This is a genomic window from Peribacillus sp. TH14 (assembly GCF_016651145.1).
GTDB classification, from domain to species: domain Bacteria; phylum Bacillota; class Bacilli; order Bacillales; family DSM-1321; genus Peribacillus; species Peribacillus butanolivorans.
This window is the reverse complement of sequence record NZ_JAEKEK010000001.1, coordinates 4807629-4830065: the sequence shown is the minus strand read 5'-3', so window position 1 is coordinate 4830065 and position 22437 is coordinate 4807629. Positions and strand designations below refer to the sequence as shown.

16 protein-coding genes, 2 pseudogenes and 5 riboswitches are annotated in these 22437 nt (G+C 38.1%); of the genes and pseudogenes, 4 read left to right on the top strand and 14 right to left on the bottom strand.

Annotation, left to right across the window (positions count from 1 at the left end; genetic code table 11):
• Nucleotides 1–142: 142 nt before the first annotated feature.
• The 10 genes from gcvT to JFU50_RS23340 all read right to left on the bottom strand — a co-directional run bounded on the left by gcvT (nucleotide 143) and on the right by JFU50_RS23340 (nucleotide 14563).
• Nucleotides 143–1252, bottom strand: a complete 1110-nt coding sequence (gene gcvT / locus JFU50_RS23385) for a glycine cleavage system aminomethyltransferase GcvT (RefSeq protein ID WP_053346222.1) — start codon at nucleotides 1250–1252, stop codon at nucleotides 143–145.
• Between the two features lie 20 nt (nucleotides 1253–1272).
• Nucleotides 1273–2154, bottom strand: a complete 882-nt coding sequence (sdaAA, locus tag JFU50_RS23380; RefSeq protein ID WP_201187856.1) for an L-serine ammonia-lyase, iron-sulfur-dependent, subunit alpha — start codon at nucleotides 2152–2154, stop codon at nucleotides 1273–1275.
• Nucleotides 2154–2666, bottom strand: coding sequence for a serine dehydratase beta chain (locus JFU50_RS23375; protein WP_201224348.1), 513 nt, complete (start codon nucleotides 2664–2666; stop codon nucleotides 2154–2156). Before JFU50_RS23375 ends, sdaAA begins: the two co-directional genes overlap by 1 nt.
• A gap of 19 nt (nucleotides 2667–2685) precedes the next feature.
• Nucleotides 2686–3936: a serine hydroxymethyltransferase gene (glyA, locus tag JFU50_RS23370; RefSeq protein ID WP_201184933.1), complete on the bottom strand. Its 1251-nt coding sequence runs from the start codon at nucleotides 3934–3936 to the stop codon at nucleotides 2686–2688.
• 120 nt (nucleotides 3937–4056) lie between these two features.
• Nucleotides 4057–4162, bottom strand: a riboswitch (glycine riboswitch).
• Nucleotides 4163–4478: 316 nt separating this feature from the next.
• Nucleotides 4479–5858, bottom strand: coding sequence for an amino acid permease (locus tag JFU50_RS23365; protein ID WP_201224347.1), 1380 nt, complete (start codon nucleotides 5856–5858; stop codon nucleotides 4479–4481).
• A 364-nt stretch (nucleotides 5859–6222) separates the two neighbouring features.
• Nucleotides 6223–6279: riboswitch (glycine riboswitch) on the bottom strand.
• Nucleotides 6280–6282: 3 nt separating this feature from the next.
• Nucleotides 6283–6383, bottom strand: a riboswitch (glycine riboswitch).
• A 447-nt stretch (nucleotides 6384–6830) separates the two neighbouring features.
• A riboswitch (glycine riboswitch) is annotated at nucleotides 6831–6924 on the bottom strand.
• Nucleotides 6925–7027: riboswitch (glycine riboswitch) on the bottom strand.
• A 165-nt stretch (nucleotides 7028–7192) separates the two neighbouring features.
• Entirely contained in the window at nucleotides 7193–8194 is a 1002-nt protein-coding gene (gene speB / locus JFU50_RS23360) for an agmatinase (RefSeq protein WP_053346235.1), read from the bottom strand.
• 438 nt (nucleotides 8195–8632) lie between these two features.
• Nucleotides 8633–10105 (bottom strand): aldehyde dehydrogenase family protein, encoded by a 1473-nt coding sequence (locus JFU50_RS23355; RefSeq protein ID WP_201224346.1) that lies wholly within the window; start codon nucleotides 10103–10105, stop codon nucleotides 8633–8635.
• Nucleotides 10106–10293: 188 nt separating this feature from the next.
• Nucleotides 10294–11475 (bottom strand): iron-containing alcohol dehydrogenase, encoded by a 1182-nt coding sequence (locus JFU50_RS23350; protein WP_242489091.1) that lies wholly within the window; start codon nucleotides 11473–11475, stop codon nucleotides 10294–10296.
• 83 nt (nucleotides 11476–11558) lie between these two features.
• Complete coding sequence (locus tag JFU50_RS23345) at nucleotides 11559–13031, bottom strand: aldehyde dehydrogenase family protein (protein WP_201224344.1); 1473 nt, start codon at nucleotides 13029–13031, stop codon at nucleotides 11559–11561.
• A 137-nt stretch (nucleotides 13032–13168) separates the two neighbouring features.
• Nucleotides 13169–14563, bottom strand: a complete 1395-nt coding sequence (locus JFU50_RS23340) for an APC family permease (RefSeq protein ID WP_201224343.1) — start codon at nucleotides 14561–14563, stop codon at nucleotides 13169–13171.
• Between the two features lie 151 nt (nucleotides 14564–14714).
• Between JFU50_RS23340 and JFU50_RS23335 the strand changes: the two genes are divergently transcribed.
• From JFU50_RS23335 to JFU50_RS23325, 4 genes and pseudogenes are all read left to right on the top strand, one after another.
• The gene (locus tag JFU50_RS23335) at nucleotides 14715–15518 is read left to right on the top strand and encodes a MerR family transcriptional regulator (protein ID WP_201184942.1); all 804 of its coding nucleotides are present in this window, start codon (nucleotides 14715–14717) and stop codon (nucleotides 15516–15518) included.
• A 5-nt stretch (nucleotides 15519–15523) separates the two neighbouring features.
• A complete protein-coding gene (locus JFU50_RS31805; RefSeq protein WP_342366305.1) occupies nucleotides 15524–15688 on the top strand; it encodes an HNH endonuclease signature motif containing protein in 165 nt (54 codons plus the stop codon).
• A gap of 77 nt (nucleotides 15689–15765) precedes the next feature.
• The gene (locus JFU50_RS23330) at nucleotides 15766–16275 is read left to right on the top strand and encodes an SMI1/KNR4 family protein (RefSeq protein ID WP_201224342.1); all 510 of its coding nucleotides are present in this window, start codon (nucleotides 15766–15768) and stop codon (nucleotides 16273–16275) included.
• A gap of 198 nt (nucleotides 16276–16473) precedes the next feature.
• Nucleotides 16474–17469: pseudogene (locus JFU50_RS23325) on the top strand (IS1595 family transposase).
• On the opposite strand, the gene JFU50_RS23320 reads toward JFU50_RS23325, so the two are convergent.
• From JFU50_RS23320 to JFU50_RS23305, 4 genes and pseudogenes are all read right to left on the bottom strand, one after another.
• On the bottom strand, nucleotides 17440–18048 hold the full coding sequence (locus JFU50_RS23320) for a hypothetical protein (RefSeq protein WP_201224341.1): 609 nt from the start codon (nucleotides 18046–18048) through the stop codon (nucleotides 17440–17442). The pseudogene JFU50_RS23325 and the gene JFU50_RS23320 sit on opposite strands and share 30 nt — an antisense overlap.
• Nucleotides 18049–19468: 1420 nt before the next feature.
• Entirely contained in the window at nucleotides 19469–20080 is a 612-nt protein-coding gene (locus JFU50_RS23315; protein WP_201224340.1) for a HutD/Ves family protein, read from the bottom strand.
• Nucleotides 20081–20374: 294 nt separating this feature from the next.
• Entirely contained in the window at nucleotides 20375–21814 is a 1440-nt protein-coding gene (locus tag JFU50_RS23310; protein ID WP_201224339.1) for an MFS transporter, read from the bottom strand.
• Nucleotides 21815–22221: 407 nt separating this feature from the next.
• A pseudogene (locus tag JFU50_RS23305) lies at nucleotides 22222–22346 on the bottom strand (GlsB/YeaQ/YmgE family stress response membrane protein); the annotation flags it as partial.
• Nucleotides 22347–22437 lie beyond the last annotated feature (91 nt).

Sequence of the window (22437 nt, the reverse complement as noted above, 5' to 3'; positions counted from 1 at the left end):
CCTCTCTGTTTTTTGATTTTTGTTATAATTCAGATAATAAAAGACCGATTTTACTCATAGCAGGTTGTCGATTTCGGGCTGCATGTAAAGTAGCGGAAATCGACTTAAAAACTACACGATAACTCTATTAAAATATTTCCTCTTATCTTTTGTAGAATGGTGCATTAACAATAACAGCTTCAATCAGTTTATTACGAATTTCCACTTTTATCGGCGTCCCCACTTCAGCTTGGTCGGCTGATACCAAGGCAAGACCTAAGCTTTTCTTCAAAGATGGTGATTGTGTTCCGGATGTAACAATACCTATTTCCTCTCCACCTTGAGAAATTACCTTGTAACCATGACGCGGAATCCCTCTGCCTGTTACTTCAATCCCTACTAATTTTCGTTTTAATCCAGCTTCTTTTTGTTCTGTAAGAGCAGATTTTCCGATAAAGTCACTTTCTTTGTTCGTCTTTACGACAAAGCCGATTCCTGCTTCAAGCGGGCTGATATCGTTACTGAGTTCTTGGCCATAGAGTGCAAGACGTGCTTCAAGTCGAAGCGTGTCCCGTGCACCAAGTCCACATGGTTGTAATCCATTCGTAGTTCCTGCTTCTAAGAGCTTTTCCCAGAGTACTACCGCTTTGTCTGCTGCTAAATAAAGTTCATATCCATTTTCTCCTGTGTAACCTGTACGGGATACAAGTATGTCGGTAATCCCGGAGATGTTGACATGTTGGGCGAATTTAAAAGAGCCAATTTCTGATAAATCTATTTCCGTTAACTTTTGCAAAATGCTTTCTGCCTTTGGACCTTGGATGGCAAGCTGAGCGATGTCTTCCGAAATATTTTGGAGCGCCATCTCTCCTTTTACATGTTGCTTCATCCATTCGTAATCTTTCTCAATGTTTGCGGCATTAATAACGAGTAAATATTTTTCATTCCCTAATTTATAAACTAATAAATCATCGACCGTTCCGCCGTCTGGATAACACATTGCGGTATACTGTGCTTGATTGATGCTAAGCTTTGTTACATCATTTGTAACAAGGTAGTTAATATAACTCTCGGCATCTTTCCCTTCCACAAGTACTTCTCCCATATGAGAAACATCAAAAAGTCCTGCTTCTGTTCGAACAGCTTCATGCTCTTCTAAAATGCTGGAAAACTGAACTGGCAGAGCCCAGCCACCAAAATCAATAACTTTTGCTCCGTATTTTTTATATACTTCAAAAAGCGGTGTTTGCTTTAATGCTGTTTCAGTACCCATGATCTACCCCCGATTATGATTCATGATTTCCTACAAAAAAGACGTTCTTTCACCCGTTTACCGGTTTCTGTCATTGCCAAGCCACCAAGAGCCGTTTCTCGAAGGGTCCTTGGCATATCATTTCCAACCTTATACATGGCTTCAATTACCTCATCACAAGGTATGCGGCTTTCAATCCCAGCTAGAGACATGTCGGCCGCTGAAAATGCAATTGAGGTTCCAATCACATTCCGCTTGATGCAAGGAACTTCCACAAGTCCTGCGACTGGATCACAAACCAATCCTAAAAGTGACTTCATCGCAATGGCTGTCGCATTCACGGCTTGCAGTGGTGTTCCGCCTTTTAACTCAACGATTGTCCCCGCTGCCATGGCCGTTGCGGAGCCCACCTCTGCTTGACAGCCACCAGCAGCCCCCGAAATGAAAGATCGGTTCGCAATGACAAGCCCGAGCATACTTGCCGTGAATAACCCCATGACTAAATCTTTATAAGGCGTGCCATCATTTTTATGAAGCGAAAACAGTACCCCAGGCAAAATCCCTGCTGCACCCGCAGTTGGGGTAGCTACAATGACCCCCATTCGGGCGTTACTTTCAGAAGTTGCCAATGAAAAGCTCATTGCATTGCTTATATAGCTGCCTGACAAAGATTTACCTTGTTGAACGTAATCATTCATTTTCAAAGCATCTCCGCCAGAAATTCCACTCGGTGCGGTTGAGGCATCCTTTATACCGTTATCAACGGCTTCCTTCATTTTAATCAATCGTTCTTCCATCATACTGATAATAACTTGTTGGTCTCTTCCTGACTTTTCTGCTTCCATCATTAGCATGATTTCGCCAATGCTTTTTTCTTCTCTTTGACAAGCTTCATTTAGTTCTTTCATGGTCTGGATTTCCATCATATAGCCTTGTCCATTACTTTCTTTCTTGGTTGATAAGAACTAGCAAGGGCTGAAAAGTCATCACCTGCACTGAGACGAATCGCTACCATATCGTCGTCTATCATGAAAATCTTGGATAAACCACCACCAAGTGATGCTCCGCCTACCTTTACTACACAATCGCCGCGTTTTGCTGTCACGATTGTTGTGTTAGGATGGTCAAAATACTCGCAGCAGCTTTCAAATTCAATTTCGTACTGCATTCCATTCTCTTTTGCCCATTCCAACGAGTTTTTAATGCGTGAATCATCGGTATCCATCCCAAGTAATCCGCCAAGCAGTGCTTTATCTGTTCCATGTCCTTGATAGGTTTCAGCAAATGAATCATAGAATACAATTTTGACTTCTTTTGGATAATCTCCTAACAGTTCATGGATGAATTTACCGATTGACACGACTCCGGCTGTGTGGGAACTTGACGGTCCTACCATGATTGGACCTATTATGTCAAAACAACTTTGAAATTCCATTGAGTCCCCCCCTTTTTTCTTACACAGTAATTGGTTGTTGAAATAACGGATAAATATCACAAATTCCTTTGGTTGTTTCTTTTGCTGTCTCCAGAACGTCTTTATCCCCTTTACTCTTTAGAACAGCTGAAATCACTTTACCGATTTTCACCATTTCATCCTGCTTCATGCCTCGAGTTGTTAATGCTGCTGTTCCCATTCGGATACCACTGGTAACAAATGGCTTTTCTGGATCATATGGAATCGTATTTTTATTAGCGGTGATGCCTGCTTCTTCTAATAATTTCTCTGCTTCTTTTCCTGTTAAATTCCACGGACGTAAATCTAAAAGGACAATATGATTATCTGTTCCGCCAGAAACAAGAGCTGCACCTTCATTTTTTAATGTTTCACTAAGTGTTGCAGCATTTTCAATGACTTGTTTCGCATAGTCCTTAAAGCTTGGTTGTAATGCTTCGTTGAAAGCAACCGCTTTTGCTGCAATAATGTGCATGAGAGGGCCGCCCTGAATTCCTGGGAATACAGATTTATTAATCGATTTGATAATCTCTTCATCGTTTGTTAAAACGATACCCCCGCGAGGCCCTCTCAATGTTTTATGAGTAGTACTTGTCACAACATCTGCATATGGGATTGGGGATGGGTGAAGACCGGCCGCTACCAGCCCTGCAATATGAGCCATATCCACCATAAGTTTTGCTCCAACTTGATCAGCAATTTCTCTAAATCGTGCAAAATTAATGGTTCTTGGGTAGGCACTTGTCCCTGCAATAATCAATTTTGGTTTTTCTTTCATTGCGATAGCTTCCAACTCATCATAATCAATTAATTGGGTATCTTCTCTAACTCCATAAGACACTACTTCAAACCATTTTCCTGAAACACTGACTGGACTTCCATGAGTTAAGTGGCCGCCATGTGAAAGGTTCATTCCCATTACTTTATCACCAGGCTGAAGCAGTGCGAAAAATACTGCGAAATTTGCTTGTGCACCCGAGTGAGGCTGAACATTTGCATATTTGGCACCAAACAGCTTTGTTAAGCGCTCAATAGCTGCTTGTTCTGCCACATCGACAAATTCACATCCGCCATAATAACGTTTTCCTGGATATCCTTCTGCATATTTATTCGTCATTACACTTCCCATTGCTTCTAATACATCTTGGCTGACGAAGTTTTCTGATGCAATCAACTCTAAGGTTTGATGCTGACGATTTTGCTCGTTTCTGATAGCTTGAAAAATGATTGAATCATTTTGCTGTAAACTCATTTGTACTCCCCCTTGAAAATTTTTGAATTAAAGGTTTGTTGCATAGCTAGTGACTACGAAACACTACCCTTTTTTTGCGCACAAAAAAGAACAGAGAAGGGTAGCTTAGTTTAGCTTTCTCTACCCTTCTCTGTCCTTTTACCTGAGAGTTTAACCCTTTTATATTAAAAGGGCCTTTCCCCTTTGGTGGCGTACTACTTTATACGCGCTCTCCAGAGGTGCGTCCAGTTGTGGTTCCATCTACCTGAGAGATTTGTTCCAAGGGTCTTTTTGGAACTTGCTCCTTCGGTGGCGTGTCGCATTGCACTCTCCCACAACCGTCATTCGCTCATATTTAATTTTATTATGTTTAGAATAATTGGTGGAAATAAGAATGTCAAGATTTTCTTGTAAGCGTTAACATTATTTTTTTGAAAATTCTTACTTTATGAATGTCACATATGGTCATCCAGATTACTCACGGTCGCTTGTATCATCGTTTTTTGCAAGTTGACTATTTTGATAAAGTTAATAGTAGGTCCCTTACTTTTGTCCGTAGCCTCTTAATTTTCCGCTACCTCTTTCTGATCCGCATGATTTACCTTCGTTTTCTGCATCTTATAAATCGCAATCAGCGAAATAAACCAAACAGGAGTTACGAACAAGGCAACACGAGTATCTTCCGCAAGTGCAAGCACAACAAGTACGAACGCTAGGAAAGCAAGGATCAAGTAATTAGAAATTGGATAAAGTGGTAATTTAAATTTGTTCATTTTCGCTAGATCTGGCCTTGTTTTGCGGTATTTCAAATGACTGATGACAGTAATTCCCCAAATAAAGATGAAACATACTGTAGAAATACTTGTAATTAACGTAAATACTCCTTCTGGCATTAAATAGTTCAAAACAACGGAAGTTAGAATGACGACAGTTGAAAAGGCCAGTGCATTGGAAGGTACTTTACGGGCATTAAGTTTTGCAAATGGCACAGGTGCATTTTTATCTTTGGCAAGTGAGTATACCATCCGGCTTGTACTGAAGATTGCACTGTTGCATGCCGAAGCAGCCGATGTTAGGACGACAAAATTGACGATACCAGCAGCTGCAGCGATACCAACAGCCACGAATACTTGGACGAATGGGCTTTCCGATGGGATGATTGCGTTCCACGGATAAACACTCATAATGACAATAAGTGCGCCAATGTAGAAAATTATAATCCGAATAGGAATATTATTGATTGCTTTTGGGATAACTTTCTCTGGATCTTCTGTTTCACCTGCTGTAAGTCCTACAAGTTCAATACCAACAAACGCAAACACTACCATCTGGAATGAGAGGATAAATCCATTTATTCCATTTGGGAACATACCTTCGTGGCTCCATAGATTCGTGAAACTGGCTGCGCCTGAATCTGTGGAAAAGCCTTTAATAATCATGAAAATACCGATAACTATTAGTGCTAGAATAGCGATAACTTTAATTAATGCGAACCAGAATTCCATTTCGCCAAAAAGTTTTACGGTTGCTAGATTCATAAATAGCAAAATGACAAGCGCAATTAAACCTGGCATCCACTGTGGTACGGAGGGAAACCAATACTGGGTATAAAGACCAACTGCTGTTAAGTCGGCCATTGCGATTGAAATCCAGCAAAACCAGTAGGTCCAACCGGTGATAAATGCTGCCATATTACCTAAATAGTCTTTTACAAAGTCAACAAAAGAATTATATTCCAAATTGGTTAAGAGTAGTTCTCCAAGTGCGCGCATGATTAAAAAGCAAATTACGCCTGTAATCATGTAAGCAAATAAAATCGATGGTCCTGCTAAGTGAATAGATTTTCCTGCTCCGAGAAATAATCCCGTTCCAATTGCCCCGCCAATAGCGATTAGTTGTACGTGCCTGTTTTTTAGGCCTCTCGACAATTTTTGTTCCTGCATATGATTTCCCACTCCTAATTTCCAGATAATTGAATAATAATATTCCGATAACATTTTGACATATTATTATTCAACCCAACAAAGAAAACGCTTACAATTTTAATATAATATTACTCAATATGTTGCTGATAAATATTCTGGTTCTGGTGCAAACCTCGACATAATCTACCAAGCCTTTGAAAAGATAAAGGTATTGCATTCAACCTATTGCAGATTCTCTCTAAGGTAAAAGTTGTAGTCAGGAAAATTGAAAAGAAAGACTCATTCTTTAATAAATTTCATAGCACAATCCTCCTTTTTTCGTTTGTGCTATCTTTCCCAGCATAAAAAGGGCATAGGAAAGATAGGTGTTCTCCTATCTTTCCTCTGTCCTTTTACCTGAGAGTTTAACTCCTTTGGTGGCTCATAGCTCTCTCCAGAGACGCGTCCTATTGTGGTCCTTTTACCTGAGAGATTCATACCCAATTTTTGGGAATTGCCCCTTCGGTGCTAAACAATGCGTTTAGTCTCTCCCACAATTATCATCCGCTGATATAAAATCGCATTAACAGTTGTATAATAAATGGTTCTAATGGAAATTTCAACAAATATCTGAAAAAACTTTATTTTCAGAATTTTAAATATAGAGATAGGGCTTTCTGACAGTTCATAAATTATATACCCCTAGTACCCCAAGTGAATTGTGAATTGAATAGGAGTAGATTGCTTTTTACAGTCGATAAACACCGTTCATAATAGTGTACTTTTACAAACTACTTATACCTTTCAAATATACACTACAGAGGATGCTTTCTAGATAAAAGCATCCTCTGTTTACGTAATCATTATTATTGGAAATCATAAAGAAAAACCTCCAATTCAATACCGAAGTTATCTTTAATGTGCTAAATAGTTTTAGTCACTTAACTTCCCTTGTTTTGGTGTACAATTCAAACCAGAACAAAAACATTTAAAGTGATAACGTTGGCAACATTCCCTTCTCTGTCCTTTTAACTGAGAGTTTAACTCTATGCTAAAAAGAGTCTTCCTCTTTGGTGGCGTTTTATAAACGCGCTCTCCAGAGTTGCGTCCCATTGTGGTTCTTATACCTGAGAGATTTGTTCCAAGGTTTTTTTTTGGAACTTGCTCCTTCGGTGGCTGTCTACATTGCACTCTCCCACAATCGTCAACCGCTATACGTTTTTTGAAATACTCTAAATATTCTAAATGGATAATTATTTACATAAGTGTTTTTTATGATATCGCCTCTATTTTTATACATATTCAGGAAACTAAGAAAAGATAAAACGGAGGAAAATCACTTTATATCAGCAAACGCTTTCAAATTTAACAGACTAATGCTTCTTTATGAAGTTCTGCTCTTGATGATCGCTGATTGCATCCTGGTTTCTCTCTTTTTCTTTTAAAACATAACTAAGCAAGTCTAATGAGAGGCGCGCTGCCACTTGTCCAGTTATTCCCGTATGATCGTAAGGAGTAGCAACTTCTACCATATCAAAACCGATTACTTCTCCTCTTTTTGCAATTCCATGGAGTAATTCGTTGACTTCATCATAAAGCAGGCCTCCAGGAGAAGGTGTGCCTGTCGCAGGGGCGATCGATGGGTCGAGGCCATCAATGTCCATGGTAATATAATATTTTTCACCTGCTGGAATAAGTTCCAAAACCTGTTCAAATCCCATCTTTCTCATTTGGCGGGGAGACAAGATGACACTTCCGTATTCTCTGGCAGCATCGACATCTTCTTTTTTACTGCTGCTGATTCCACGAATGCCCAATTGGAAAATCTTTTGAACATGATTCATTTCAGATAAGCGGCGGATGCAGCTTCCATGTCCAACCCGCATTCCTGAACGGTGATCTGCCCAGTCTAAATGCGCATCAATCTGGATCACATGAAATGGCCCGAGTTCACCCAAGCCCTTTCCTACTGGAATTGTAATGGAATGATCTCCACCTAAAACAACCGGCATTGCACCTTTTGAAACGATTTTTCGAATGGCTTCTTCCGTATTATCATGGGATTGCATCATATCCCCATGTACTATGTCTACATCGCCGCAATCAACAACTTTCCATTTCGGGCCAAGATACATGATATCATTTTCAATATCATAGGCTCCATCTAACCCGAAACTATATAATGTAGAGCCTTCACGAATTCCTCTTGGACCCATTCTTGCGCCTGACTTCCATTGTGTTCCCATATCATTTGGAACTCCAATGACAGCTACATCTGCATCTAGCTGGTCTAGATCCGGACATACGGGATATTTCCCGAAAGTACAGATTCCGGTAAAAGGTAAATTAAGATGTTGTTTTTCATTATTCGACATGTACTTTGCCTCCCACTTGTATTACGTTCTCGTTAATATATATGCAAGCTTTATGCCAACCTATAAAACTAGGCAAAACGGAATTGTGTAGTCAATAATGACTATCAGGAACCAACATATTTTCTGATTACTCGATTCTCCTTAGTAAACGCCACAGAGAAAGAGCGCGGGAGAATATAATTATATATAGTAAAATATTATTTTTGTTTTATTAGGTCTTAAAAAAGACAAATCTTGATGAACTGGCTTTTTACTCGTAAAATAAAACAATTAGGCTGACAGCTTTCTTTCTATTAAAGCCCATCTTCAGAATTAATATTTGAAAATTTTTAATTTTTAAAATATTGGTGAATTCAAAAAAGTGCATCCTCTATTATTAGTCAAAAATTTCTTCGATGTAAGCATTACTCACTCTCTTTTATCTCTACTTCTCCATTTTTAATGATCAAACCACTTGGTTGGCTCCACTTCTAAATTAATGTTGATTTGTTTTACCTCACTAAACTCATCTAAACCATAAGTTCCTAACCCCCGACCAATCCCGCTCTGCTTGTAGCCTCCCCATGGTGCTTCATTGTAGGCTAGATTGTAGGCATTAATCCATGTAATTCCGGCTCTTATTTTCTTAATCACTCTTAATGCCTTCGCACCGTCTTGGGAAAATACACCTGCTGCGAGGCCGTATGGAGTATCATTGGCAAGCTGGATGGCTTCCGCTTCATCTTTAAACTTTTGTACAGTCAGTACTGGCCCAAATATTTCTTCCTGAACAATTCTCATGTCCGGTTTGGTATCAACAAATATTGTCGGCTCAACAAAATAGCCCTTTTCAAGTCCATTGCTTGTGATACGCTTGCCGCCGCAGGCTAATGTAGCCCCTTCTTCTATGCCATGTTGAATATATTGGAGTACCTCATTCATATGTGCTTCACTGACAAGGGCACCCATTTCTGTAGATGGTTGATCACCAGGGCCGACCCGGATCTTTTTCGCTTTCTCTATCAGTCTATCGATAAACTTGTCGTGAATGCTCTCTTCAAGCAGCAAACGCGATCCTGCATTACAAACTTGGCCGGCGTTGACAAAAATTCCATATAAAGCATAATCCACGGCCGTCTCAAAGTCTGCGTCGGCAAAAACGATGTTAGGTGACTTGCCGCCTAATTCGAGTGCAATGTTTTTAATATTTCCAGCTGCTTTTTGCATGACGTTTCTTCCTGTTGACGTGCTGCCAGTAAACGAAACCATATCAACTTTATCGCTTTCCGCTAGTTCATTTCCTACTGTTCCCCCACCACCCATAACTAGGTTTGCAACACCATCTGGTATGCCAACTTCTTTGATAATCTCGAACAATTTAGTGGTGGTAACCGGAGTTATCCCGGCTGGTTTAAACACGACCGTATTTCCTGCAGCAAGGGCAGGGGCTATTTTCCAAGCTCCCGTCAGTAAAGGAAAATTCCACGGAGCGATCAGTCCACATACCCCTACCGGCTCTCGAACAACCATAGCCTGTACAGGACCAGAAACAGGATACGTTTGGCCGTCAGGTTTAGTGACTAAGCCGGCATAATAACGAAAACAATCCGCTGCGTCAGCAATGTCAAACTCTGACTCTTTAAGAGGTTTTCCGGTATTGGCTGTTTCAAGTTGGCTAAGCTCAGATACATGTTCTTCAATTTTCTCTGCTATTTTAAATAAATAGGAAGCCCGTTCCGAAGCCGGTAAGTCCGACCAAATCCCGGAATCAAATGCGGTTCGTGCCGCATCAATGGCCATCCGGGCATCTTCTGCATTTCCGTTAGGAGCCTCTGCAATGATCTTGCCGTTTGCCGGATTTACAATATTTTTCTTCTGTTTACTTAAAGAATCCATCCACTCACCGTTTATAAACATTTTCAACTTATGCAATTTGAAAAACCTCCAGTTCGTTATTCTTACTTTATAGCAATCTCATATCCATAAATAGCTATTTATGTACCCGCAGCAAGTGGGCATACGCATGTTTTCTGTAAACCATGGCGGCCGCCCAATTAAAACTCCCATTAAGCCGACCGCCGATTCAAAAATTCTAGATCAACATTAATCTAGTTAAATTTTTAAATTAATGTTGTGTTTTTCGCCTCATAAGTCTTTTGAAATAATTCCAAATAATCTGCTGGTGTCACTTTTCGTGAATTAGTCTGTGTACACAAATGAACGGATGCTCCTTCAGCAAGGAATGGGAAATCTTCAGGATTGATATTATTTAAATCTCGAAAATCAGGAATGCCAATTTTACGAGCAAGCTCTTTTAACAAAACAACACCTTCATAGGCAGTTTCCTCAATTGTTTTACCTTCTTTATTTGCTCCAAGTTTTTCAGCTACAATTGCATGCTTTTCAGGGTTTGAAGGAATATTAAATTCAAACACATGTGGAAGAAATATAGAATTTGCTACCCCATGTGGAGTATCATAAAGACCTCCAAGTGGTTCAGCCATAGCATGTACAGCACCAAGATCCGCGTGATTAAATGCCATACCTGCAATTAAACTGGCTACAAGCATATTTTTCCGTCCTTCTAAGTCGTTCCCATTTTCTACAGCTAACGGAAGGTACTTAGCAATTAATTCAATTGAATAAAGACTGAGAGCATCTGAAATTGGTTCAGCAATATTGCTGGTATAAGCTTCGATAGCATGTGTAAGTGCATCCATTCCAGTAGCAGCAGTAATAGATTTAGGCAGAGTTAGAGTTAATTCAGGATCCAAAATTGCTAGTTTCGGAGCCAATCTAATGTCAAGTATAGCCTCTTTCTGTTTTGTAACTGTATCTGTAATGACAGAACCTGTTGTAACCTCACTTCCAGTACCTGAAGTTGTAGGAATACAAATAAGTGGAGTGATTTCTCTCTCTAGTAAATTAAAACCGTAACGATCTCTAAGCTCTCCTCCATGGGTTAAAAGTGTACCAATTGCTTTTGCTGTATCCATCGAACTTCCGCCGCCAAGACCTATCAAAAGATCTATTTCCTCGTCTTTAAATTGTTGATAGGCTCTATGGCAATCTACATCTTTTGGATTAGGAGTAATTTCATCAAAAACAATATAATTGACACCTTCTTGGTCTAACGAATCGGTAACCTTTTGTAAAATTCCAGTTTGCGCCAGTCCTTTATCGGTAATTAGAAGTGCCTTTTTTCCTCCTAGCTCTTTTGCTCTTTTCCCAATATTTTTAACTTTTCCGTTCCCAAACTCTATAGAAGTAGGAAGATTGAAATTAAAATCCCAGATCATCATTAATGTCCCCTTTCAATTTTTCAAACAGTGTAATAGTACAGTGACTCACTCTCTTTTACTCTTTTATATCTACTTATCCATTTTTAATGATCAAACCACTTGGTTGGCTCCACTTCTAAATTAATGTTAATTTGTTTTACCTCACTAAACTCATCTAAACCAAAAGTTCCTAATCCACGGCCAATTCCGCTCTGTTTGTAGCCTCCCCACGGTGCTTCATTGTAGGCTAGATTATAAGCATTAATCCACGTAATTCCTGCTCTTATTTTCTTAGTCACTCTTAAAGCCTTCGCGCCGTCTTGTGAAAATACACCTGCTGCGAGGCCGTATGGAGTATCATTGGCAAGTTGGATGGCTTCCGCTTCATCTTTAAATTTTTGCACGGTAAGTACTGGCCCGAAGATTTCTTCCTGAACAATTCTCATGTCCGGTTTGGTATCAACAAATATCGTCGGCTCAACAAAATAGCCCATTTCAAGTCCATTGCTTGTGATACGCTTGCCGCCGCAGGCTAATGTCGCCCCTTCTTCTATGCCAAGTTTAATATATTGGAGTACCTTATTCATATGCGCTTCACTGACAAGGGCACCCATTTGTGTAGACGGTTGATCACCAGGGCCGACCCGGATCTTTTTCGCTTTCTCTATCAGTCTATCGATAAACTTGTCGTGAATGCTCTCTTCCAGCAGCAAACGCGATCCTGCATTACAAATTTGGCCGGCGTTGACAAAAATTCCATATAAAGCATAATCCACGGCCGTCTCAAAGTCTGCGTCGGCAAAAACGATGTTAGGTGACTTGCCGCCTAATTCGAGTGCAATGTTTTTAATATTTCCAGCTGCTGCTTTCATGATGCTTCTGCCTGTCGATGTACTGCCAGTGAACGAAACCATATCAACTTTATCGCTTTCCGCTAGTTCATTTCCTACTGTTGCACCACCACCCATAACTAGATTTGCAACGCCATCTGGTATGCCAACCTCTTCGATAATCTCAAATAATTTAGTAGTCGTAATCGGAGTGACCTCGGATGTTTTAAATACAATCGTATTTCCTGCAGCAAGGGCAGGGGCTATTTTCCAAGCTCCAGTCAGTAAAGGGAAATTCCACGGAGCGATCAGTCCACATACCCCTACCGGCTCTCGAACAACCATGGCCTGTACAGGACCGGAAACAGGATACGTTTGGCCGTCCGGTTTAGTGACTAAGCCGGCATAATAACGAAAACAATCCGCTGCATCCGCAATGTCAAACTCTGCTTCTTTAAGAGGTTTTCCGGTATTGGCTGTTTCAAGTTGGCTAAGCTCAGATGCATGTTCTTCAATTTTCTCTGCTATTTTAAATAAATAGGAAGCCCGTTCCGAGGCCGGTAAGTCCGACCAAATCCCGGAATCAAATGCGGTTCGTGCCGCATCAATGGCCATCCTGGCATCTTCTGCATTTCCGTTGGGAGCCTCCGCAATGATCTTGCCGTTTGCGGGGTTAACAACATTACTCGTTTGTTTACTCAAAGAATCCATCCACTCACCGTTTATAAACTTTTTCAGCTTCAACAATTTGAAAAAACCTCCTGTTCGTTATTCTTACTTTAACAATCCCGTTTTAAGAATAGGTAACGCTTTCATTTTTCCTTATTTTCAAAATATTCACACCTCCTTTAGTTACATATACTTACTTCAGTGTAAAAAACGGATTAAAAGTCTTCTACCTTTTGGGAAAGAATTTTTTCATTCATATCTTCTACCTCTTGAGGAATGATCTCCTCATCAAAATGAAACTCAGGAAGAGGCTTGCGGAAAAAATTTGTCATATAAAGAAGATATGCTAAGCCACATATCACCCAAATGCCTCCAAGAATCAATGCCTCTATTTCTAAATGTGACCATAACCACATAGTAAATACTGCGCCAATGAACGGTAAAAATAAATACCTTATGCAATCGTTAAAAGATCGTTTCTGATTTTTTATAAAATAATGGGAGATGACAGATAGATTAACAGATGTAAAAGCAATGAGCCCTCCAAAATTGATAAACTTGATGACTTGCTCCAGAGTTAACACGACGCCTAGTAAAGAAATTATTCCTATCACGATAATTCCGTGTGACGGTGTTTTAAATTTGGGATGAATATAACCAAATAGATTTTCAGGCAATACTGAATCCCGGCCCATTGCATATAACACACGTGATGCGCTTGTAATTGAAGCAACTCCTGAAGAAAAGTTACCAATAATTACCGCAGTAATAAATAATGATTTAAATACGTTTCCTCCAACAAGTATAGCGATTTCCATGGCTGCTGAATCAGTGTTTTCAAATGAAAAACCCGGATAGACCAATTGTGCTAAGTAGGAAGAGCCAATATACAAAACCCCTATTAATAGCAACATTATGATAATAGCTCTTGGGATGGTTTTTTCAGGATTGATTGTTTCCTCTGACAAGGTAGTAAGTGAGTCAAAACCAAGGAAACTAAAACAAAGAATTGAAGAGCCTGCTAAGATTACTGACAAGGGAACCTCTGAATTGAATAATGGTTTACTCGAGAAAAGAGTTCCTGTCCCAACTCCATCTAATAAATTTTTGACGGTTAATATCCAGAAAAAACAAACGAAAATGATTTGAGCAATAACGAAAATTTTACTTGCGGATGCTGATGTCTTTACCCCTAGTATGCTTGGTACAACTATGATAGTAGTTAAAAGAATAATCCACACATAATGTGGAATCCCTGGAAACACTGCACTTAAAAAGACAGTGGACATCAAACACGTCACCATAGGTGTTAAAATATAATCAAGCATAATTGTCCAACCTACAAGAAACCCAACTTCAGAATTAATAGACTTTTGAGTAAATGTATAAGCTGAACCTGAGATAGGATATGCTTTTGCCATCTTTCCGTAGCTGAGCGCTGTAAACAGTATCGCTAGAAATGCAATAATGTACGCACCCGTAATTACACCATGTGAGGTTACGGTAGCTATTCCATAGGTATTAAAAAATACCATGGGGTTATTCCAAGCAATCCCTAAAAAAACAACCTGTGACAAAGTAAGTGTTCTAGCAAGTTTCTTCCGTTTCATAATCAGCTCCCTCACATTTATAAAGAATACTCAGAAGATTTAAATTATTGTGTATTTTGATTATAAAGGTTGTTGTAACACAAAGGTCAACACCTGTATTATATTTTTTAAGGGGGCGATTATACTGAAAGAAAAATTAACCATTGGTGAGATGGCAAAGTTACGAGGGATGACTACGGAGACCTTGCGCCATTATGATCGGATTAACTTATTCAAGCCGCAATATATCGATTCACATTCGGGATACCGCTACTATTCTATTTTCCAGTACGAGGTTTTAGGAACCATCAAAGAATTACGACAACTTGGAATGAGTACGGACGAAATAAAGGATTATTTCAATGAACGCAATTTTAGTAAGTCTTTGGACATTCTTAAAGCAAAGCACGCAGATCTTGTTTCAAAGCTGAACGAATTAACTGACTTGGAGGAAAATATCCGGGAAAAAATTGTATATTTGGATCACGTGGCAAGAGAAACGGAACTTCAAACGGTTATGTTTCGTGAATTAGGACGCAGGAAGTTAATTACATTGAATGAAAAAATCAATAATAATTTGGAACTCTGTTATGGTGTTATAAGGCTAGAAAATATGCTTGCTGAGAAGACACCGATTCTGGCCAGTAACAGACTAGGCATTCTCATCCAGGAAGCGGATCTTAGAACTAAACGTTTTGAAGAACCATCAGTCATTTTCGTTGTGGCAAAAAGTAAAGAAAAAATACCAAAACAGTACCAACGGATCGTTCCGGCTGGGTTATTTGCGTGTATCCGATATAACGGAGAATTACTATGGAACCGAAGCGAAAGCTTGAGTAAAATATTTGATTATCTTGATGAAGGTGGTTATCAAATTACCGGCGATGCGCTGCAAATTATGCATGTTGATATTACGATCACAGATAAACCAAACGAGATTACCTTTGAAATTCAAGTTCCCGTTCAAAAGATCTGACCTATTTGCGCAGGACAAATGTTTATTTGTATGGTTTAGACGAAAGATCTACCGAGATACATCACGTTATTCCAATAAAATACGGTGGAACTAACGCATTTCAAAATTTATTTCCGCTTCCTGTAAAAATACACCGTAATGAAGTTAACACTTGGTGGAAAAACTACTAATTAAGGAGATTAACTATATGCCATTTATTAATTAAACTTTAACAAGTTTTAAAAATAGATTAGATGAAGACTTAAGTATGATTATTTCAGGTCCCGAAGTAGAAAATTCGAATATTGTTTGTTCCTTTAATAATCCGGCTACTAGAGAACAAATAGAGGAATTTGAAAAGAAAACAGAGTGGATTTTACCGGAAGACTACAAGGCTTTCTTATTTATTCATAACGGTTGTATGCTTTTTGAACATATAGACGAAGATGGTGACAATGTAGGCGGAGGATTATGGCTTCATTCTTTAGAAGAAATCGAGAGTGCATATAAAGATATGCAAGCGGATGAGCCAGATAATCCCCTACCTTTTATTCCTATAGGTAGCGTACTAGACGGAACTTTGGCTATAAGTATTAAAAAACTCAATGCTAAAGAACCAAATTATTTACTTAATTTCGACATACCTTCTGAAGAATTTTCCGAAGACGAAGACATTCAACTTAACTTCGAATTGTTTCTTGATCGATATATTATTTCTCAGGGGAATGATTTTTGGAACTGGACCACTTATACAGCTGAAAATTATTATAACCTATAGACAAAAAGCGGAGTGTTATTCACACTCTGCCTTTTGTTTAGGCTGTTTTTTCAAATGCTTAAAATAAAGCAACAAAAAAAATAGTAAGTTTAACCCTTACTATCTTTACTTTTTTTAGGCTGTATAGATTGTTGCTCCTTTGAAAATACTGATTATAGTTTAATATAATCTAATACAAGTTCAAGGAGGCGTTTGATAATGTGGAGATATGTGTATGAAGTGGTCAGTGAATTAAAGAAAGCAGATCAACAAGCCTTATTTAAGGCACTAGAACAAGATCTATATCCAAAAGAAGTAAATAAAACAGAGAAGTTACTTACAAAGATTAGGGAGACTCGCTTTTCTGCCGGTTTAGGTTGTATTCATTGTGGAAATATCAGTAAAAAGAAACGGTATGTATCGTTCCAGACAACGTTATTTATGTAAGGATTGCGGACAAACCTTTAATGATATGACAAACACCCCCTTTTCAGGTTCACGTTATCCAGGAAAGTGGTTGAATTACATTGAAATGATGATACACGGTGTTACATTACCTAAAATCGCTGATTATTAAACATTCATATATCTTCCTCATTTTATTGGAGGCACAAGATTTTAAATGCTTTAGGAAGTCACGGGTTCAATCAATTATCTGGTATCGTTGAAAGTGATGAGACTTTCTTTCGTGAGTCATTAAAAGGTCGTAGATTTACACATCGAAAACCGAAAAAACGGGGAGAAAAAGATGAAAAACGAGGGATTTCAAATCAAAAAATTGCTGTAATTGTAGCACAAGTTCGATATCACAATATTATTGCAAGAATCGCGGGAAAGGGTCGTGTAAAAGCAGAAGAAATAGATGCAGCTATTAGGGACCATATAGCCCCCTCATCTTTGTTATGCACTGATGCAGCTACCAATTATAAAAAGTTTGCTGTATCCAAAAATATTAAGCACGAAACAGTTAATCTAAATCAAAATCAACGAGTAAAAAAAGGAATATACCACATACAATACGTTAATAATTTCCATCGTCGGTTGAAAGGATTGATGGAACGGTTTCAAGGCGTTGGTACGTATTATTTAGACAATTAACCCTATTGGTATTATTGGCTTGAATTACATAAAAACTATGCATTTGAAAAGCGAGTAGAGCAAATGCTTATTTCAGCTTGTCAAAAATCAAACTATTGCACACAGTTGAATCATTAAGAGAAAATGAAAAATGTCTATTTGAAGTAAAGATGAAAAAGAAGAAACGGCATAAAATATCACACCAATACCTATGAACATCAACATCATATTATTCTCTCTCAAATCGCCCGATTCTTTTTGCATCTCTTTGTAATATTTTGTCGTCACAAACACACCAGACATCAATAACACGGCACAAGCGATATACGAAACGATGTCCGCTCCATCCATCTTACCTATGTCGATGGCTAGTATCGCTATACAGTTTATAAAAAACACAAATAAATAAAGTGCTTTTTCCTTCAATTGTAATTTTCTACTTTTCTTTTTCGCCACTTTATACCAATGCTTCACATCTTCTCGCGATACATACTGCGCAACAATAGCTTCTACTTGTTCCGCATATTTTTTTCGAACTTCGACTGTATAAAACGCTTCGTATACTTCATCGTTTTTTTTCGAGCGGAATCTTTCAGACGACCGCTTTAAAATATCTTTGATTCCTATTTCAAATGGAACGTTATTTTTCACTAAGTGTTCGATAATTGACAGGACAGCATCTTCTGAATGTCCAATCAATATATTCTTTTTAAACAAACTCAGCACCTCTTACGAAACAAGTTAAATTACGCTTAATTATACTATTTCATTCGACCCCATAATCCAAAATATAACATACTCTTTTAAATATCTGATGCTTTCGTTTAGCAACAATCTTTGAGAAAACAGCCAATTTTTAATATTCATCTTTTACCCTCCACTACGAATTGTATTGGAAAACCTTGCTAGAATCAGGTTTCATCCGGAAGATTAGATCTGAAGAATATCCGAATTTATGTATGGTGTACCGCCAACATTTTGATGTAAACCTACGATAAGAGTTTATATGGAATTAAAAAGACGATTTGTCCTACTCTATGTGAAAAAGTTGTATTTTTGTTTCTTGTTAAACTCCCTCAGTTAATTAAACAGCAATAAAAACTCACAAAATAAAATTAGCACGATTGAGGGCTAAACATAAGTGAATAATACGATGAAAATAAACATTGAAATTTTTAGAGACATGGTTAAAAAATCCAAGGTAACTAAAAAGGTTCAAAATTTTCTACGTGAAAATGGCGACCCTTATAAATTTCTGAATCGAAGTATTCCTTTTGCATCCAATGGATACCTCCTCTATCTACTTGTGAAATCCAAACTTTTTATCAATCATTTCTTCTTTAAATAACCTATCCTTTTAGCTCCATGAGAAAAAGAGCTGCTGAAGCAACTCCCTTTTTGAAGTAAAGCACCCGTTAGCCATCCATGTAGCGCAAAAATCAGCGCTTCACCACAGAGAATGAAAATTGGTTTCTAGGTCGATAATGTTTTAATGGCTGGCGAAGAAGGTCGTTGAATTATGGTGCCTTTGAGCCCATCCGTTAGTCTGACTCCGACGACCACGGTGTACCACCGACTGTCGCGCCCTTTATGGGTAGCACTCATGGGAGATTAATCCTTTTTTGGTCGTCGCGCTAGCCTCTACTTAATTTGCTATAATTGGAGGTTTTTGTTTAACGACTTACCAAACTCAATCAGATCACTCATAAGGTTCAGCCTTTTTTTAAAAAGTCATTTTTGGGTCTATCTTTTGTATGCTCTTTTTTGGTTTTAAGAATATTTTAATTTTCATGGGAGTGAAATAAATCTTAGAGAAAAATCACAATAAATAGTAAGCCTATACCAATAAGAACTCCACCAATCAACTCATAGTTGCCCAACATGAAGAACAATTTACTTTTGTTTTTAAAATCGTATGAAAGAATCCTTATTCTTAACCAAAATCCAAAAATGCCAATAAAAAAAATGCGAAAAGAAGTAACATTGGAGTATTTATCGTTCACTCCCCATTTTTTACACCTATCAGTAATCATCAAATAATAATGATTGATTTATTTGGTTGAGCCTCTTAACCCACAATTCGAAAGAATACTATACTTCTAGTAAATATTTTTGCACTAGAACCAAAATATCTCTATCAATAAAAAATACTTACCTTAATAATTTTTGCAATTGAGTCATTGTGATTGGATAACTTTATATTTAAATTGTTGCATGAATGATCCATGTTTAAGATTACTACGTCACCTTGATCTAAAACAAAAGGCTCTTTTTCATCTATACTCATTTTACTTGTTCCTTTGACACAATAAAAGGCTTCGGATCTATTCGTAGATTCCCTATTTTCCAACACTTCATGTTGGATCCCATTATTAATATGAATCATGTTAAGGTCTCCCTCGCATCCTTCTGCTAACATCAAATTAAAATCCGTAACCCTCCCAATACTTCGGGTTGTCCAGCCGCCATCAAACCGATCCTGTTCAAATGGCTTTAAATGCACATGGTGCTTTCCCTTATGTTGAAGCAACATTTCTCCATCAAGGATCATGATAATTCTCTGAATGCCTGGAAGATGAGTAAATAAGGATTCGTCTACCTCAACATCTGCGGTGCTTAACCGCCATTTGAAATCACGCTTCGAGTAATCTCCATTTTCAGGATAAATAGCAAGTTGAGTTGTTTTACCACCTGACCAAAGGCTTGTTATTTGTTCACTTTTTCTTATTAATTTTAGTAAATATGACAACTAATTTCTCCCCTTTTATTATTACATTACTTAAGTTTAAACCACGCCCAATGTAGTTCAAAATTGGTGTTATGTCAATAGGATGGATACGATAAACAGAGAGGAATAGCTGAGCTTAGCTGGATTAGTTCTATTAAAAAAAGGCTGCCGCAGCAACCCCTGTTTTTGAAGTAATGCACCTGTTAGCGAAATAAGCCCACCTATATAAAGCCTTTATGTGATACCTTTAAAATCATACTTATGGTTGACGACATCTACAACAAAATCCTGTTCTTCTTCTATACCAATTTTTGGTTAATGATTTGGTTCTGGCTCAGTATTGTTCCTGTAATCTATTTTTGTTGCTTTTTCGTTTGTTGTTTTTCCAGTATCTTTTGGTACTAATGCTATTATAGAAATGATTGAAAGTATACCGAAGATTACGTTTGCGATAATACCACCTGTGGCAGCAACTTCGACACTACTAACAGCTGCAATGGCACCATAAACAGTAGCAGAAATCGCAACTCCGAACGCTCCACCTAGTGAGCTTGCCATTTTGTAAACCCCTGCTGCTGCTCCAACTTTATCAGGAGGTGAATTAGATACAGAAGTATCTGTAGAAGGGGTTGCGTATATTCCAAGTCCAAGACCGAATAAAGCAAATCCAATGAATACGGCAACAGTATAGGAAAAACCAGGTAAGAATGTTAAGCCCATTAGTGCACAACCAACTGTCGTTATTATAGCTCCCCAAATCATTGGAGATTTTGCCCCGGATTTTTGTAAAATTTTCTCACCAACACGAATCATTGCAAGTACTGCTATTAAATACCCGATTGATAACAATCCAGATTGGAAAGCCGTAAATCCACGACCAACTTGAACATACGTATTAGCAACCACTAGTGTTCCAGCTACAGCGTTTAACAAGAAATTGGAATATGTGGCTCCTGCGTATGGTTTATTTTTAAATAAAGAGAAGTCAATTAGAGCTATGTCATTATTTCTTTCCACTTTGACGAATACTATAATCCCAATGATTGTGATAACCGCACAGACTAATGTAATAGTACTTGTCCAACCCCAATCTGCTCCGCGAGTAATGAAAAGGTTCAATGCAAGCATCGTAATGATAAAAATAACTAATCCGGTATAGTCAAATTTAAAAGCACCAGTTGATTCTGCTTTACTTTCTGGAGTGTCTTTAATAAGCCACATCGCAAGAAGAGCGAAAATAATCGAAAAGATGAAAATCCATCTCCAGCCCATATATGTTGCTATCGCACCACCAGCTAGCGAACAAACACCTGAGCCGCCCCAAGAACCAATGGACCAGAAACTGAGGGCACGTTGGCGATCAGCCCCCTCATAATAAGCTTTCACTAAAGCAATTGTTGCTGGCATAATACATGCTGCTGAAATCCCTATGAGGATACGTCCGATAATTAATAATGCTGCGCCTTGAGTCAAAACAATAAGCAAGGAACCGATAATGCTTAAAATTAACCCTAAATACGTGATTTTTTTACGTCCAATCTTATCTGCAAGGCCACCAGCTGCAACGATAAACATACCTGAGAACAAAGCAGATAAACTAATTGCTATATTTAATGTTCCAAGTGAAATGCCTAAATCTTTCTGAACGGCCGGAACAATATTGACCATAGACTGGGCAAAGAGCCAAAATGTGATGACCCCAAATACAATTCCTGTAATCATTTTATTTGTGCCTTTATAACTTGTTGTTTCCATAATTACACCTCCATTATTAGCGTTTGTAAAGGACGATTGCATGGCCTTTCCACCCAATAAATAGAAAAGACCCTACACGCTCAGTTAGTTTTCATAGAACTTTTTACACTACCATTTTTATCCGACTAAAAACGTGATTGATTATTTATATGTTCCTGTTTAAATATTTGCAGATTAATTCTAAAATATTCTGCAAAGGATCATTCATCCATAACTATGCTAAAGTGAGAATTCCCTTTATTCGCAAATTCACTTGCTTTTATTATTGAATAATAAACAAAAAATAAGACACCTTCTTACTTAAGAAGTGCGCCCTTTAATGTATTAACTAAAATATAGCCTCAGTTGTTGGTTTGGAAAAAAGGTTGATTAAAAAGATGTTTCAAACACTGATCTTAATAGAAATAAAAAGAACCTATTTTGAATAAGCCTAACCAAGCACCTACGAAACCATTGATATTACCAATGGAGTATCGCGTCCGATAATCATACCTGCTAACCAGCCAATAATTAATGACCATAAAAATGACATTTTTCTTCCTCCTTTGAATTTCCTTTTTAATGAAATCGATCCGTGATGTACTTTAACCTTTGAACTTTCGTCTAAATAAGTTTTGAAATCA